At 48.5% G+C, this 571-nt stretch carries 1 protein-coding gene; it reads left to right on the forward strand.

Translation table 11 applies throughout. From position 1 onward, the window contains the following. Positions 1-79 precede the first annotated feature (79 nt). Positions 80-370, forward strand: coding sequence for a transposase (locus FE782_RS32110; RefSeq protein ID WP_138198437.1), 291 nt, complete (start codon positions 80-82; stop codon positions 368-370). The last annotated feature ends 201 nt before the right edge of the window (positions 371-571 follow it).

Here is a 571-nt window from a genome sequence, read left to right on the forward strand (position 1 = left end):
TGGAGTGCTACGATAAAAATGCAGTCGAAAAACACCCTCGTATGAAATAAAATGAAAGCTGACGAGGGGACGAGAGACAATGAATCGGTACGACAAAGCATTCAAAGAAGAAGCAGTTAGATTGAGCGATGAGATCGGAATAAAGAACGCCTCCGAGCAGTTAGGGGTAACCTACTATACCTTGCAGGGGTGGAGAAAGCAAAGAACCTTGCACGGCGACGGGGCGCATATCGGGAGCGGACGCGCTTATGCATCTACCGATAAAACTGCGCGTGAAATCGAATTAGAAAAAGAAATAGGCGAGTTGCGCCGGGCGAATGAAATTCTCAAGGACGCACTCGGTTTTTTCGCAAAAGACCGGAAGCGGTAAAGGCATGCCAGCTCTATACTTACATCCGTGAACGACGGGATCGATGGACCGTCAAAGAGATGTGCGATGTACTTGCTGTCAGCGAATCGGGCTATTACCGTAGCTTGAAGCCTACCTCCAAACAGGAGCGGCAGGAACGCCTTCTGGTCAAAATCAAAGAAATCATCGGTGAACATGAAGACAATTGCAATTACGGCGTCC

Source organism: Paenibacillus antri, assembly GCF_005765165.1.
GTDB classification, from domain to species: domain Bacteria; phylum Bacillota; class Bacilli; order Paenibacillales; family YIM-B00363; genus Paenibacillus_AE; species Paenibacillus_AE antri.